5 protein-coding genes are annotated in these 16,074 nt (G+C 74.2%); all 5 read left to right on the top strand.

Going from position 1 to position 16,074, the window contains the following annotated elements; translation table 11 throughout:
- The first annotated feature begins 4 nt into the window (after positions 1–4).
- The 5 genes from AB0I59_RS30205 to AB0I59_RS30185 are packed head-to-tail and all read left to right on the top strand — an operon-like array spanning position 5 to position 16,040.
- Positions 5–3,550, top strand: coding sequence for an amino acid adenylation domain-containing protein (locus AB0I59_RS30205; protein WP_358138304.1), 3,546 nt, complete (start codon positions 5–7; stop codon positions 3,548–3,550).
- The gene (locus AB0I59_RS30200) at positions 3,550–4,314 is read left to right on the top strand and encodes a thioesterase II family protein (RefSeq protein WP_358138302.1); all 765 of its coding nucleotides are present in this window, start codon (positions 3,550–3,552) and stop codon (positions 4,312–4,314) included. The genes AB0I59_RS30205 and AB0I59_RS30200 overlap by 1 nt, the downstream gene beginning before the upstream one ends.
- Entirely contained in the window at positions 4,311–6,758 is a 2,448-nt protein-coding gene (locus tag AB0I59_RS30195; RefSeq protein ID WP_358138300.1) for a lantibiotic dehydratase, read from the top strand. The genes AB0I59_RS30200 and AB0I59_RS30195 overlap by 4 nt, the downstream gene beginning before the upstream one ends.
- The gene (locus tag AB0I59_RS30190; RefSeq protein ID WP_358138298.1) at positions 6,755–10,363 is read left to right on the top strand and encodes a non-ribosomal peptide synthetase; all 3,609 of its coding nucleotides are present in this window, start codon (positions 6,755–6,757) and stop codon (positions 10,361–10,363) included. The genes AB0I59_RS30195 and AB0I59_RS30190 overlap by 4 nt, the downstream gene beginning before the upstream one ends.
- The gene (locus AB0I59_RS30185; RefSeq protein ID WP_358138296.1) at positions 10,356–16,040 is read left to right on the top strand and encodes a type I polyketide synthase; all 5,685 of its coding nucleotides are present in this window, start codon (positions 10,356–10,358) and stop codon (positions 16,038–16,040) included. The genes AB0I59_RS30190 and AB0I59_RS30185 overlap by 8 nt, the downstream gene beginning before the upstream one ends.
- The last annotated feature ends 34 nt before the right edge of the window (positions 16,041–16,074 follow it).

The raw sequence follows: 16,074 nt of genomic DNA, 5'->3' as shown, positions 1-16,074 counted from the left end.
GTTCTTGAATGTCGTCAGAAAGAACCCTGGCCGCGTCGCGGTACATTCGGCCGGATCCTCGGTCACCTATGCGGACCTGGCCGCCGCCGCCGGCGGGGTCCAGCGCCTCGTCACCACGGCGGGAGCCCGCCCAGGAACGCGTGTCGGCCTGCTGATCGGCCATGGCGCCGGCGTCATCGCGGCGATCATGGGAACTCTGCTCTCCGGCTGCGTCTACGTGCCGCTCGACCCGGCGTATCCGGGGCCGCGCCTGGCCTACATGATCGACGACGCCGACGTCACCGTGCTGGTCTCCACCCGCGAGCACGAGGCGCTCGCCCGGACCCTCCTCGACGACCGGCCGTGCCCGGTCGTCTTCATCGAAGACGCGCCCCCGGCGGCGCCGGTGGTCTCCGGAGCGATCGACCCGGACGGCCCCGCCTACCTGCGGTACACCTCCGGATCCACCGGCGTGCCCAAAGGCGTGGCCCAGAGCCACCGCAACCTGCTGCACTGCGTCGGCAACCAGATCGACAGTCTGTCGATCACGGCGGAGGACCGGCTCAGCCTGCTCTCCTCGGTCAGCTTCGACGCCTCCATCCCGGACATCTACCCCGCGCTGCTGACGGGTGCGGCCGTGGTGCCGATCAACGTCCGCGCGCTCGGGCCGGGCGAGCTGGTACGCCGCCTGACCGACCTCGGGGTGACCGTCTACCACTCCACCCCGACGCTCTACCGGTACGTGCTCGACGCCCTGGGGCCGGACGGCCGGTTGCCGTCAGTCCGTACCGTTCTGCTCGGCGGTGAGCGGGTGACCAGGTCCGATGTGGTCGCGGGCCGTGGGCGTTTCGCCGACGCGTGCCTCTTTGTAAACGGTTACGGCGCCACCGAGGCCACCTTCGCGGCGCACCATCGAACCTCCTTCGACCTGCCGGACGCCGCGCCGGAAGCCGGTCCCCTGATGCCGATCGGCCACGCGCTGCCCGGCTACGAGGTGGTGCTGCTGGACGGCGGCACCGGCGCGACCGCCGACGAGGGTGAGATCGCCATCCGCGGGCCCTATCTGGCGCTCGGGTACTGGCGGGACCCGGAACGCACCGCCGAACGCTTCACCGTCGACGACGAGGGCAGGCGGGTCTACCGCACCGGAGACCTCGGACGCCGGCTCCCCGACGGCACGCTGGTCTGCCTGGGCAGGCTGGACCGGCAGATCAAGGTGCGCGGTTTCCGCGTCGAGCCGGCCGAGGTGGAGGCGCACCTGGTGGGACGGCCGGGGGTGGCCAAGGCCGTGGTCTCGCTCGCGGGCGACCGGCTCGTCGCGCATGTCCAGCCCTCCCCCGGCGCCGTACTCGATCCGGCCGCGCTGCGACGGAGCGCGGCCGAGAACCTGCCGGACCATCTGGTGCCCGCGGCGATCGTGGTGCTCGACGCGCTGCCGCTCACCCCGACCGGCAAGGTGGACGTCAGGGCCCTGTCCGCTCCCTCCCCCGTACGCGCGGGTGAGCGGCCGGCCACGCCCGTCGAGGCGGCCGTGCACGACGTCTGGTGCGACGTGCTCGGGGTGGACCAGATCGGCGTGACCGAGCCCTTCTTCGACGCCGGCGGTCACTCCCTGCTCCTTGGACGGCTCCAGCGGCGGCTGGCCGACACGTTCGGGACGGCGGTGCCGATGACGGCGCTGTTCGAGCACACCACGGTGCGGGCCCAGGCCAGGGCCCTGAGCACGCCGACCACGCCGACCACGCCGAGCGGACCCGCCGTCACGTCGTCCGCTCGGCCGGCCGTCACCGGCCAGGCCGACGACGTCGACGAGCGCGAGGACTTCGACGATCTCGACGATCTCGATGGGCATGTCGCGGTGGTGGGCCTGGCCTGCCGGTTCCCCGGCGCGCCGGACCCCGCCGCGTTCTGGTCCGTGTTGTCCGACGGCGTGGACGCCATCTGGGACTACTCGGAATCCGAGCTGCGCGAACTGGGCGTCGGCGCGACGTTGCTCGCCGACCCCGCGCACGTACGGGCCGGCGGGAAGCTGGACGGGGTGGCGGACTTCGACGCGGAGTTCTTCGGGTTCGCCTCCGACGAGGCCGCCCGCACCGATCCGCAGCACCGGCTGTTCCTGGAGACGGCCTGGGAGTGCCTGGAGGACGCGGGGTGCGACCCGGAGCGGTTCGACGGCCAGATCGGCGTGTTCGCCTCGACGTCGGCCAACAGGTACTTCCTGTTCCACCTGTTCGGCAACCCCGCCGCCGGTACGCCGGACGACCCCGACGACTGGGAGGGGCGGCTCCTGCCGCACCAGCGTTCCGACCACCTGCCGGGGCAGGTGGCCTACCGGCTCGGCCTGACCGGTCCGGCGATCGCGGTGCAGACCGCCTGCTCCAGCTCGCTGGTCGCGGTGTGCCTCGCCGCCCAGAGTCTCGCCGACCACCGCTGCGACCTCGCGCTCGCGGGCGGCGTCACCGTCACCTGGCCTCGCCACCGGCACACCCCCGGCGGGATGGTGTCCCCTGACGGCCGCTGCCGCGCCTTCGACGCCGAGGCCGCCGGCTCCGGCTTCTCCAGCGGAAGCGGCGTGGTGGCGCTGAAGCGGCTCGCCGACGCCATGGCCGACGGCGACCACGTGTACGCCGTGATCCCCGGCTGGGCGGTCGGCAACGACGGCGCCGCGCGGGCCGGCTTCGCCGTACCCGGCCTGACCGGGCAGGTCGCCGCGGTGACCGAGGCGCTCGGCGACGCGGGGATCTCCCCCGACGAGATCGGCATGGTGGAGGCGCACGGCAGCGGCACCCCGCTGGGAGACGCGATCGAGGTGGAGGCGCTGACCCGCGCCTTCCGGGCGGCCGGTGCACGCGGCACCGGCCACTGCGCGCTGGGCGCGGTCAAGACCAACATCGGCCACACGGACGCCGCCTCCGGAATCGCGGGATTCATCAAGGCGGTCCTGTCGGTGTGGCACGGGCAGATCCCCGGCAACCTGCACCTCGGCACGCCCCACCCACAGCTCGAACTGGAGCGCGGGCCGTTCTACCTCCCGTCCAAGACGACGCACTGGCCCGACGGCCGCCGCGTGGCCGGGGTCAGCGCGATCGGCATCGGCGGCACCGGCGCCCACGTCCTGGTGGCCGAGGCGCCGGGGCAGGCGCCGCCGGAGCCGGACGCAGCGGAGCCGGACGCAGCGGACGCGCCGGGGCCGGCGGGACCGGGGTCGCCGGGAGCGACATCCGCCTCCGCAAGGCGGTACACGTTCCCCGTCTCCGCGCGCACTCCCGAGGCCCTGCGCGCGGCGATCGTCCGGCTGCGCGACCACCTCGCCGCCAACCCCCACCTGTCACCGGCGGACGTGGCGCACACGCTGACGCTCGGACGCCGAGCCTTCGCACACCGGGTCGTCGTGGAGTGCGGTGACCTCGCCGAGGCGGTCGCGGCGCTCGACCCCGACCTGCTGATGTCCCAGGCCGCCGCGCCGGAGGCGCCGCCATCCGGCGCATGCGTCCCGGGGCGGCGGGTGCCCCTGCCGACCTATCCCTTCCAGCGACAGCGCTACTGGATCGACCCGCCGGGAGGCAACTGATGTCCACTCTTACGGCCCGCTGGTTCCGCTGCCCGCGGCCGTTGCCGCAGGCGGCGCTCCGGCTCTTCTGCCTGCCGTACGCCGGTGCGGGCGCGGGTGTGTTCCACCCGTGGCCCGCCGCGCTCGCTCCCGACGTGGAGGTGCTGGGCGTCCAGCTCCCCGGACGGGAGAACCGGATCGTCGAGCCCGCCGAGATCGACCTGGCCGAACTGGCCGCCGCGGTCACCGACGCCACGACGTCGGACGGCCGCCCGTACGCGCTGTACGGGCATTCGCTGGGCGCGCGGCTCGCGTTCGAGCTGATCCGGGCCCTGCGCCGGGGCGGCGCGTCCCTGCCGGTCCGGCTGTACGTGGGCGCCGCCCGCGCGCCGCACCTGACCGGGTCCGCGACGTTCGACGGGCTCTCCCGCGTGCCCGACGACGAGCTGCTGGCCCGGGTCGTCGCCGGGGGCGGGGTGCCGGAGGCGGTCGCCGGCGAACCCGAGCTTCTCGAACTGCTGCTGCCGACGTTGCGTGCGGACTTCACCTGGCTGGACGACTACGTGTACGAGCCGGAGGCGCCGCTGCCGGTGCCGATCAGGGCCGTCTCCGGCACGCTCGACCGGGCCGTCTCGATGGAGCAGATGGCCGGGTGGGAGCGGCACACCAGCGCGGGATTCGTCCTGCACCACGTCGAGGGCGGTCATTTCTTCCTCCAGGACCGCCAGGCGGACCTGATCGCCCTCCTGTCGGCGGACCTCACGACGCTGGCCGGTGACCGGTGAAGAACCCGGCCCTCGGAGACACCGGCTGGACGGTGTGGCCGGACGCGCTGCTGCGCACCACCGGCTTCCCCGCCGTCGGGCTGGACGCCTTCCACGCCCCCTCGGCCGCGGCCGCCGCCGACGACCTGCTCGCCGGGCACGGCGACGCCGAGACCCTCGACAAGGCCCTGGACGAGGCGATCGCCGCCGGAGCGGCGAAGATCTGCGAGATCGCCGCCGACCCGCTCTTCCGCGAAGCCATCACCTGGCAGAACCCCGGCGTGCTCGTCACGCTGAACAGCCTGGTCGCCGGTGGTCCCGCGGCCGCTCGCAACAGGCGCCGCCGGGACAGGGAACGGGCGGTGGCCCGCTACTGGCAGCGGTACTGCGCCAAGAACGAGACCATCGGCTTCTTCGGACCCGTCTGCTGGATCAGCGTCCAGGACTCCCCTGAGGCACTCGACGTCCGCCCCGGCCCCCGGCTCCTGCGTGAACGACGGGTCTTCTTCGAAAGCTGGGCCCTGACCGCCTACGCCGACCACCTCGCCACCGACCCCCGGATCCGCCGCCACTGGCCGCCCGCGCTCCTCCCTCACCTCACGCTGGAGGGTCGGACGGTGCTGCGCCCCATGCAGCCGCCCCTTCCCCTGTCGCCGGTCGAAGCCGCCGTACTCGCCCGATGCGACGGACGCACCCCCGCCACAGAGGTCGTCGCCGAGCTCGACCGCCCCGAGGACGGCTACCTCCTCCTCGAACGACTCACCGAACGCGACCTCATCACCTGGGACGCCGCCCTCCCCCTCGGCCGCACCGCCGAACACGCCCTCCGCCACCGCATCACCACCATCGACGCCCCCGACCTACGCGAGAGCGCCATGGCCGGACTCGATCGCCTGTGCGCCGCCCGCGACACGGTCGCCGCCGCGGCCAGCGACCCCGACACCCTCAGGGCCGCCCTCGCCACGCTGGACGAAGAATTCACCGCGCTGACGGGCGCCCCACCCCGCCGACGCGACGGCCAGATGTACGCCGGCCGCACCCTCTGCTACGAGGACACCACCCGCGACCTCGACGTCACCGTCGGCACCACACTCCTGAACGACCTCGCGCCACCCCTCGCCGTCCTCCTCACCACCGCCCGCTGGCTGACGGCCGCGCTGGCCGACGCGTATGCGACGGCGTTGCGTGAGCTGTACGACGACCTGCGGGAGGAATCCGACGCCCCGGTACGCCTGGACGACCTGTTGTCCCTGTCCCCCGGCCTGTTCTGGGGCGCCGGGCGGCGTCCGGCGGACGCCGTCGCCGAGGAGTTCGCACGGCGCTGGGAGAGCCTGTTCGGGCTGGAGTCCCAACCTGTGTCCGGGCCTGAGTCCGGGCCTGAGTCCTGGCCTGAGTCCGCGCCGGGCCCCGGGCAGGGATCCCGGACCGAATCCGAGCCGGGATCTGAGCCGGGATCTGAGCCGGGATCTGAGCCGGGATCCGGGCCGGGATCCGGGCCGGAGAAGGACGCCCGCCTGGAGCGGGACGACGCCCGCGTCCGGTTCGCCGCCGCCGACCTGGCCGAACCGCTGGCCCGGCTCTTCCCCGCCGAACGGCCCGGCTGGTCCGCGGGCCGGCTGCACAGCCCCGACCTGCAGATCTGCGCCACGGACGCCGACGCGGTCAACCGCGGCGACTATCAGGTGGTCCTCGGCGAGATGCACGCGGCGTGGGCGACGTTCGACTGCGACGTCTTCACCGCCTGGCATCCCTCGGTCGACCGGCTCCGGGACGAGCTGACCCTCGACCTCGGGCCGCACCGGATCCGGTTGCTCCGTCCCGGCACCTGGCCCCGGCACACCGGACGGCTCATGGCGTCGCTGACCGGCACCACCGACCGGATGCTGGGCTTCACCGCGGCGGCCGGCGCGGACCCCGACCTGCTGCTGCCCGCCACCTCCGTCACCGTCACCGAGGAGGAGGGAACGCTGGTCGCCACCGCGCCCGACGGGCACCGATGGCCGCTGATCGAGATGTTCTCCGAGATGCTCAGCACCCTCGCCGTCGACGCCTTCAAGATCACCATGCCGGGCGCCCACGTCCCCCGGATCACCATCGACCGGCTCGTCGTCGCCCGCGAGATCTGGCGTACCACCGCCGCCGAAACCGGACTCGCCGGCGTCAAGGGCGAACGCGGACGCTACCTCGCCGCCCGCGCCTGGCGCCACCGCCTCGGCCTCCCCGACCAGGTCTTCATCAAGATCGGCACCGAAGTGAAACCCTGCTACTTCGATCTCACCAGTCCCCACTACGCCGGTGTCCTGTGCGCGATGCTCCGCGCCGCCGGACCCGACGTCGCCCTCACCATCAGCGAAGCCCTCCCCACCCCCGACCAGGCCTGGGTCCCCGACCACGACGGCAACCGCTACTTCAGCGAGCTCCGCCTCCAGATCACCGACCCCGTCACCGTGGACGGCGGGCGATGAACGGCCGTCCGCCCCGCGTCGAGGAGATCGGCGCCCACCTCACCGTCGCCGACCTGATCATGGCGCGGGCTCGCGCCGTACCGGACGCGGTCGCGGTCGCCCAGTGGGACGAGAAGATCACGTACGGCGAGCTGGCCCGCCGCGCCGCGTCGCTCTCCGCCCGGCTCGGCGCTCTCGGCGTCGGCCCGGAGACCAGGGTCGGGATCTGCCTGAAGCGGCGGCCCTCGATGCTGGTCGCGGTCCTCGGCGTGCTGCTGTCCGGCGGCTGTTACGTGCCGCTGGATCCGGACGGCCCGCGACTGCGGCTGCGCGACATGGCCGCCGACGCCGGTCTGGGCATCGTGGTGTGCGACCCGGCCGGAGCCCAGGCGGTCGGCGAGGCGGCGGGTGAGACGGCCGTGCGGTGCGTCGCCGTACCCGAGCCGTCCGAGCCGTCCGATCGGTCCGATCGGTCCGATCCGGCCCAGCCGTCCGATGGGGCCGACCTGGCCGACCTGGCGGAGATGTCTGACCTGGCCGCCGTGCCCGCCTGCCCGGCCGCACCGGACAACCTCGCCTACGTGCTGTACACCTCCGGGTCCACCGGCCGTCCCAAGGGCGTGGCCGTCACTCACCGCAACGTGATGACGTTCGTGACCGGATGGGCCGCGATCAGTGGAGCCGACGAGACCACCCGCGCGCTGGCCGCCGCGTCCCTCGGGTTCGACGTCGCCGTCCTCGACCAGCTCGTACCGCTGGCCGTGGGCGGGACGGTGCTGCTGGCCGGTGACGCCGACCGCGCCGACCCGGCCAGACTGCAGCGTTTCGTCGCCGAGCACCGGGTCACCTGGGGGTTCCTCACCCCGGCCGTGCTCTCCCTGCTCGACCCGGACACGCTGCCCGGCTGGCGGACGGTGATGTCCGGCGCGGAATCGGTGCCGGCCGAGCTGGTCAACCGGTGGGCGACGCCGGGCCGCCGGTTCATCCACGCCTACGGGCCCACCGAGACCACGGTGGCGGTCACCACGGCCGAGCTGACCGCGCCGCAGGGCACGCCGGTGCCCATCGGACATCCACTGCCCGGCTACCGCTGCCATGTCGTCGACGAGCGGCTCCGCCCGGTCGAGCCGGGAGCCGAGGGCGAGCTGCTGGTCGGCGGCCCCGGCGTGGCTCGCGGCTACCTCGGCGGGCCCGCGACGACCGCCGATGTGTTCGTGCCCGACCCGTTCTCCGGCGAGCCGGGCGCCCGGCTCTACCGGACCGGAGACCTGGTCCGGTACACCCCGGACGGCCGGCTCGTCTTCCTGGGCCGCCGCGACGGACAGGTCAAGATCCGCGGCCAGCGGGTCGAGATCGGCGAGATCGCGGCCGTCCTGCGGGAGCATCCGCGCGTGACGCAGGCGGCGGTCGAGGCGGTGCCCCGGCCCGGCGGCGGCCTGGAACTGGTCGCCTTCCTCACCCCCGAGGACGCGCCGGACGACGTGGGATACGCCGCCTCGCGGCTGACCGCGGCGATGCTGCCCGGACGGGTGCTGCGCCTGCCCCAACTGCCGCTCAACGTCTCCGGCAAGGTGGACGGAGCCAGGCTGCGCGAGCTGGCCGCCGCCGGCCGTCCCGCCGACGGCGCACCGGAAGGAAGGACCACCACAGAACGGGCACTCGCGGCGATCTGGCGGCGCCTCGGCATCGGCGCCGACTTCTTCGCGAGCGGGGGCGACTCGATCACCGCGATGCGGCTCGTCGCCGCCGCCCGCGACGAGCTGGGACTGGACGTGACGGTGGACGACGTGTTCGCCGGCCGCACCCTGGCGGAGATCGCCGAACGGTTCGACAAGGCCGCCCGGCGGCCGGGGCCGGAGCTCACCCTCGGCCATCCGCCGACGCTGGCCCCGCCCCAGCGCCGGCTGTGGTTCATGGACCAGCTCGCGCCCGAGGCCGCGCCGTACAACATCGCGCTCGCCCAGAGGCTGCGCGGCCGCCTGGACCCGGCGGCCCTGCGTACGGCGCTGCGGGCCGTCGCCGAACGGCACGACGTCCTGCGCTGGCGGATCCGGCAGACGGCCGGCGTGCCGTATGCCGTCTGCGAGCCGCCGTCCGACGTGGACCTGACCGTGGTGGACCTGAGCGGATACGGCGAGGCGCAGCGGGAAACACAGCTCCGCACCCGGCTGGCGGCCGGCGCGGCCGCGCCGTTCGACCTGGCGGGCGGCTCCCCCTGGCGGGCGTGGCTGTACGTGCTGGGGCCGAGCGAACACGTGCTGGCGCTGACCCTGCACCACGCGGTGTTCGACGGCTGGTCCAGGGACGTGCTCTACACCGATCTCGCCGCCGCCTACGCGGCCGCCGTCACGGGCCGGGCGGCGGACCTCCCGCCGCCGCGCGCGTCGTACGCCGATTACGCGGTCTGGCGCGCCGAGCGTGACCTCCGCGCCGGCGAGGCGGACCTGGCCTGGTGGGCCGACCACCTGCGTGGGGCGCCCACCGTGCTCGACCTGCCCCGCGACCGGCCCCGCCCGGCCGAGCAGACCTACCGTGGCGCCGAGGCCCGCGTGGAACTGCCGCCCGAGACGGGCGCCGCCGTCCGCGCGCTGGCCGCCGACCTCGGCGCGACCCCCGCGGGCGTGCTGCTGGCCGGGCTCGGCCGGCTGCTCCACCGGCTCACCGGCAGCGCCGACCACGTGATCGGCGCGGTGGTCGCCGACCGGAGGGTCGCCGCCTTCGACGACCTGGTCGGGTTCTTCATCGACATGGTGCCCCTGCGGCTGCGATCAGACGAGCACGCCGACTTCGCCACCCTCGTACGGCGGTGCACCCGCGAGCTGATGGACGTCGCCGCGCATCCGGCCGCGCCCCTGGAACGCGTGGTCGAGGAGCTCGGCATCCCCAGGGATCCCTCCCGCGCCCCGCTGGTGCAGGTCATGTTCAACGTGCTGAACCTGACCGAGCCGCGGCTGGATCTCGCCGGGCTGCGCGGCGAGACGATCGAGGTCGACAAGCCGGGTTCACCGTTCGACCTGACCGTGTACGTGGTGGAACGGGACGGCGGGTTCACGGTCGAGGTCGTCTACAACCCCGACCTGTTCGACGCCGCGAGGATCGACGCGATGCTCGCCGACTACGTGACCGTGGTCGGCGCGCTGGCCGCCGACCCGGCCTCCGCCGTAGGCGCGGTCGCCCTGCCGGCCCCGCTGTTCCCGGCCGCCGCGCCCGGCGCCATGCGGGTCGCGGAACCGGCGGCCGCGCCGCGCCCCGTCCCGGGCGCCGGAACGTCCGCCACCGAGGAGCTGATCGCCGCGATCTGGCGCGAGGTCCTGGAGCGGGACAACCTCGGCCCCGACGACAACTTCTTCGACATCGGCGGCCACTCCCTGGCGCTCGCCGCCGTGCACGCCCGCCTGTGCGTCCGGCTCGACCGCGAACTTCGGATGGTGGACCTGTTCCGCTATCCGAACATCCGCACCCTCGCCGCCCACCTGGACACCCGGGCGGACGGCCCCACCGGCCGACCTGAGGCCGGTAACCCCGAACTCGCCCGCGCGGCCTCCCGGGCCGAGGCGCGGCGGAACCGTACCCGGCGCCCACGACGCGCCCACGGCACCATCGGACAGGAGAACGACCATGAGTGACGTCACCGACGAGGGCGTCGAACCGATCGCCATCGTGGGGATGGCCGCCCGCGTGCCGGGCGCGGCCGACCTCAAGGAGTTCTGGCGCAACCTGGTCGACGGTGTGGAGTCCATCAGCTCCTTCACCCGTGAGGAGCAGCTGGCCAGGGGTGTGCCCGCGGAGGACGTCGACGACCCGAGCTGGGTGTCCAAGGCACCGTACGTCGAGGGGTACGACCAGTTCGACGCCGCCCTCTTCGGCATGACCACGCGCGAGGCGGAGATCCTCAACCCGCAGCACCGGCTGTTCCTGGAGTCGTGCTACGCGGCACTGAACGACGCCGGAACCGATCCGACGCGCTACGACGGCGCCATCGGCGTCTACGCGGGCACCGGGGGCAACCAGTACCTGTGGGAGAACCTGGCCCGCAACAAGCGGGTGTGGGACACCCGCCACGGCATCGGGCTCGCCACCGCCAACTCACCGAACTACGTGGCCACCACCGTGTCGTACCGGCTGAACCTGCGCGGGCCCAGCCTGACCCTCCACACCGCCTGCTCCACGTCGCTGGTCGCGTTCCACATGGCCTGCGAGGCGCTGCGCGGCGGCGAGTGCGACATGGCCCTGGCGGGTGGAGTGAACGTCGAACACCCGCCCGCCGCCGGATACATCGGGGTGGAGGGGTTCACCTCACCCGACGGTCACTGCCGTCCGTTCGACGCCGGCGCGAACGGCACCGTCTGGGGCAGCGGCGTCGGAGTCGCCGTCCTCAAGCGGCTTGAGGACGCCATCGCCGACGGCGACCACATCCGCGCCGTGGTCCGGGGCAACGCGATCAACAACGACGGCGCGGCGAAGGTCGGTTTCTCCGCGCCCAGCGTCGACGGGCAGGCGTCCGTGATCGCGCAGGCCGTCGGGCTGGCCGCCATCGACCCGCGCACGATCGGCTACGTCGAGGCGCACGGCACCGGCACCGCGATGGGCGACCCGATCGAGGTCGCCGCCCTGTCCTCGGTGTACACGCAGGACACGCCGGACCGCGGCTGGTGCGCCATCGGCTCGGTGAAGTCCAACATCGGCCACCTCAGCCAGGCCGCGGGCATCATCAGCGTGATCAAGGCGGTGCTGGCGCTGGAGCACGGGCTGATCCCGCCGACCATCAACTACGAGCGCCCCAACCCGGCGATCGACTTCGACGACACCCCGTTCTACGTGGCGTCCACGCTGGGCAAGTGGCAGACCGACGGCGGTCCCCGACGTGCCGGCGTGAGCTCCTTCGGCATCGGAGGAACGAACGCGCACGTGGTCCTGGAGGAGGCGCCACCCGTCGAGGCGGCGCCCGGTTCCGGCACCCCTTCCGCACGGCCCGCGCACCTGCTGCAGGTGTCCGCGAAGACCGCCACCGCGTTGGACACCGCGGTGGACCGGCTCGCCGACCATCTCGCCGCCCACGAAGACCTCGATCTCGCCGATGTGGCCCACACGCTGCGGACGGGCCGGCTGGAGTACCCCCACCGGGCCGCGGTGGTGGCCGCCGACCGCGCGGACGCGGTCGCCGCGCTGCGCGACCGCAAGCGCCTGCGCAAGCGGGAGCCCGCGGCCGCCCCGCCGATCGCCTTCCTGTTCTCCGGGCAGGGCGCGCAGTACGCCGGCATGGGCGCCGAGCTGTACCGGACGGAACCGGTGTTCGCCGTCGCCGTCGACGAGTGCGCGGGCCTGCTCACCGAGCACCTCGGCCTCGACCTGCGCGACCTCCTCTTCGCCGCGGCGGACGGCACGGACAGCACGGACGGCACGGACGGCGCTGACGGCACGGACGGCGCTGACAGCACGGACGGCGCTGACGCCGACGAGACGCTCCGGCAGACGCGCTACACCCAGCCCGCGCTGTTCACCGTGGAGTACGCGCTGGCCCGGCTGTGGCAGAGCTGGGGCGTACGACCGGCCGCGATGATCGGCCACTCCATCGGCGAGTACGCGGCGGCGACCGTCGCCGGGGTATTCCGGCTGCCCGACGCGGTGCGGCTGGTCGCGGCCCGCGGCGCGCTGATGCAGTCGATGCCGCCGGGCGCGATGCTCGCCGTACAGCGGGGCGAGTCGGCGCTGGCCGGGCTGCTGCCCGAGGGCGTGTCGGTGGCGACCGTCAACGGCCCCGGCACCTGCGTGGTCGCGGGTCCCACGGAGGCGATCGAGGCGTTCGCCGCGACCCTGAAGGACCAGAAGGTGGGCTGCAAGGCGCTGCGCACGTCGCACGCCTTCCACTCGGCGATGATGGAGCCGATCCTCGCGGAGTTCACCGCGCTGGTCGCCTCGGTGCCGCGGCAGGCCCCGAGCCTGCCGTTCTGGTCCAACGTCACCGGCGAGCCCATCACCGCCGAGCAGGCGACCGATCCGGCGTACTGGGCCGACCACCTGCGGCGGCCGGTCAGGTTCGGCGCGTGCGTCGCCGGGCTGCTCGCCGCGTACGGAGAGACGCCGCCGCTGCTGATCGAGTGCGGGCCCGGACGACAGCTCGCCGGGCTGGCCAGGATGCAGCTTCCCAAGGGGGCGCCCGCGCCGCTGCCCAGCCTTCCCGGGCCGGGGGAACGCGCAGGGGACACCGTCACCGTCTACGAGGCGGCGGGCACGCTGTGGGCCGCCGGAGTGCCGCTGAGCGCGGGGTTCGGCACGGGACCGGGCACAGGTACGGGGTCGGGGCCGGGCACTGTGGCGCGCCGGGTGCCGCTGCCCGCCTACCCGTTCGAGCGCAGGCGCTACTGGATCGACGCCGACCCGGCCGACCAGGCGGCCTCCGCGCCCGTCCGGCGGCGTGGGCCGCTGCCGCTGGCCGACTGGTTCGCGGTGCCGACCTGGCGGCAGCTCGCCCCGGACACCCGCCGGACCGACCTCGGCGACTGCCTGGTGCTGGCCGACGGGCCGCGCGGAGACGAACTCGTCGCCGGGCTGCGCGCCCGGGGCGCCGCCGTGCGGGTGGGCGGCCACGGCGACTACGCGGCGCTGCTCGGCGAGGGCGTCCCCGCCAGGATCGTGCACGCCCTGGCCCTGGACGGGCCGCCCGCCGACGGTGAGATCACCGCCACCTGGGACGCGCAGGAGCGCGGCTTCTTCAGCGTGCTGAACCTGGTCCAGGCCCTCGCCGACGCGGGAGCGGCCGACGGCGTGCACCTCGACGTGGTCTCGTCGGGAACCTCGGACGCGCGGGGCGACCTGCTCCGCCCCGAGCACGCCACCCTCGCCGGCATCGTCAGGGTGGTGCCGCTGGAACTTCCCGGCCTGACCGTACGGCACGTGGACGCCGACCCGGAGACGGGTCCCACGCGGACGGCGGAACTCGTCGCCGAGCTGCTGCGCCCCGCCGACGAGCCGGAGGTGACGCTGCGCGGCGGCCGCCGCTGGGTGACCGACTACGCCCAGGTGTCCCTGGGCGAGGAGGCCCCCCAGTCGCCGGTGGTCCGCGACGGCGGCCGGTACCTGATCACCGGTGGAGTCGGCGGAATCGGCATCACGCTCGCCGAAGACTTCGCGCGGCGGGCCGGCGCCCGGCTGGCGCTGCTCAGCCGCGGTGGCCTGCCGCCGCGTGAGGAGTGGGACGCCCACCTCGCGGTGCACGGCGGCGCGGACAGGACGGGCCGGGCCATCCTCGCTATCCGGCGGATGGAGCAGGCCGGCGCCCAGGTGCTGGTGCTGGCCGCCGACGTCACCGATCCGGCCGAGCTGAGCGCGGTGCGCAAGCGGATCGACGCCGAGTTCGGCGGGCTGGACGGGATCGTGCACGCGGCCGGCCTTCCCGGGGGCGGGATGGCCGAGGTGAAGGACCGGGCCGCGGCCACCGCCGTGCTGGCCCCCAAGGTCGCCGGAACCCTCGCCCTCGCGAAGGCCTTCGGCGACCTCCCGCTCGACTGGGTGGCGCTCTGCTCCTCGGTGACCTCGGTGGTCGGCGGCTTCGGGCAGGTCGACTACTGCGCGGCCAACAACTTCCTCGACGCCTACGCCCGCAGTGCACACGGCTGGAACGCGCCGGTCGTGTCGCAGAACTGGGGCGGCTGGACCGAGGTCGGCATGGCCGTCGAGGTGTCCGCGCCCGACGGGTTCCGCGCCGCACGCGGCGGGGTGGCGGAAGCGGTGGACCACCCGGTCCTCTCCACGCGGGTGACCGGCCAGGACGGGCAGGCCGAGTGTCACGGGCTGGTGTCCGCCTCCACCCACTGGATCCTCGACGAGCACCGCATCGGCGACGTCGCGGTGGTCCCCGGCACCGGTCACCTGGAGTCGGTCCGGGCCGCCGTGGCCGCCTGCGTGCCCGCTCCGGACGCGGACCACGTCGTGGAGCTCAGGGACGTGGCGTTCCTGGAGCCCTTCTCCGTTCCCGACGGGGCGACCGCGCAGTACCGCGTGGAGCTCGCCGGCACGCCGGAGGGCGTCGAGTTCCAGGTGACGAGCCGTACGGCGGGCCGCTCCGCCGCGCACGTACGCGGATCGGCCGCATGGGTACGGCCCGAGCCGGCCGCCGGGGTGGAGGCCGGGCCGATCGTGGCCCGTTGCCGGCAGAGCGCCGTCGTACGCGGGACCGGTCGCACCAGCATGCTCACCTTCGGTCCCCGCTGGGACGCGCTGGACGAACACCACGTGGGCGAGGGCGAGGAACTCGCCAGGATCGTCGCGCCCGAGGCCGCCATGGCCGACCTCGCGCGCTGGGTGCTGCATCCGGCGCTGCTCGACGTGGCCACCGCGTTCGGCGAGGGGCGCGGGGAGGGCAGCTACCTGCCGCTCTCCTACGGCCAGGTGCGGGTGCGCGGGTCGCTGCCCGCGCGGTTCTGGAGCCACCTGCGGTACGCCGACGGTGGCGACGACGTGGTCTCGGCCGATCTGACGCTCTTCGACGAGGACGGCCGGGTGCTGGTGCAGATCGCCGACTTCGTGCTGCGACGGGTGGACCGCGCCGCCGTCACGGGCAACCTGGCGGGTGACGGCAGCGAACCGGCGGCCGGATCCGCGACCGCGACACCTGTCCCCGCTTCGGCGGGCGCGTCCTCCGACGTGACGGGCGGCACGGTGGACGGCACGGCGGGCTCGGACGGGATCGCTCCGGTGGACGGCGCGGAGGCGTTCCGCCGGGTCATGGCCGCGGGCCTCGGCGCACAGGTCGTGATCAACCCGCTGCCCGTGGCCGAACTCGCGGAACGGACCAGGTCCCGGACCACCGACACCATCGCCGGAGACGCCGGAGACGCCGGAGACGCCGGCGCCGACGATCGCCCCGGGGCGTCGGGAGCATCCGACGACCACGCCGTGCCCCGCAACGAACTTGAGGCGACCATCGCCCAGGTGTGGAGCGACGGCCTCGGCGTGCCGCAGGTCGGGATCGACGACGACTTCTTCGCGCTCGGCGGCAACTCCCTGATCGCGGTGCAGCTCATCGCCTCACTGCGCAAGGCCGTCGGGGTGAAGCTGCCGATGCGCAGCCTGTTCGAATCCCCGACCGTGGCGGAGCTCGCGGTCGTCGTCGAACGGCTGCGCGCCTCCGCCGACGTGGCCGACGCGCCGCGCCCGGAAGCGGCCGACGCGACCGACGCGGCCAGCGCCACCAACGCCACCGACGTCGCCGATGCCCCCGATGCGACCGATGCCCCCAATGCGACCGACGCGGCCGAGCCGAGCCCGGCCGTCACCACCATCCCCAGGCTGGACCGTCGTTGACCTCCTCTCCACGGCCGACGCCCGAGGTCTTCAC

The sequence above is a fragment of the Microtetraspora glauca genome, from assembly GCF_040656155.1.
GTDB classification, from domain to species: domain Bacteria; phylum Actinomycetota; class Actinomycetes; order Streptosporangiales; family Streptosporangiaceae; genus Microtetraspora; species Microtetraspora glauca.
Note: the sequence above shows the minus strand (reverse complement) of the source record. Positions and strands in the feature narration are given on the sequence as shown.

Bases quoted from the DNA above. Each gene is read 5' to 3' on its own strand.
- AB0I59_RS30200 (WP_358138302.1), top strand. From the start codon at position 3,550: ATGTCCACTCTTACGGCCCGCTGGTTCCGCTGCCCGCGGCCGTTGCCG.
- AB0I59_RS30190 (WP_358138298.1), top strand. From the start codon at position 6,755: ATGAACGGCCGTCCGCCCCGCGTCGAGGAGATCGGCGCCCACCTCACC.
- AB0I59_RS30185 (WP_358138296.1), top strand. From the start codon at position 10,356: ATGAGTGACGTCACCGACGAGGGCGTCGAACCGATCGCCATCGTGGGG.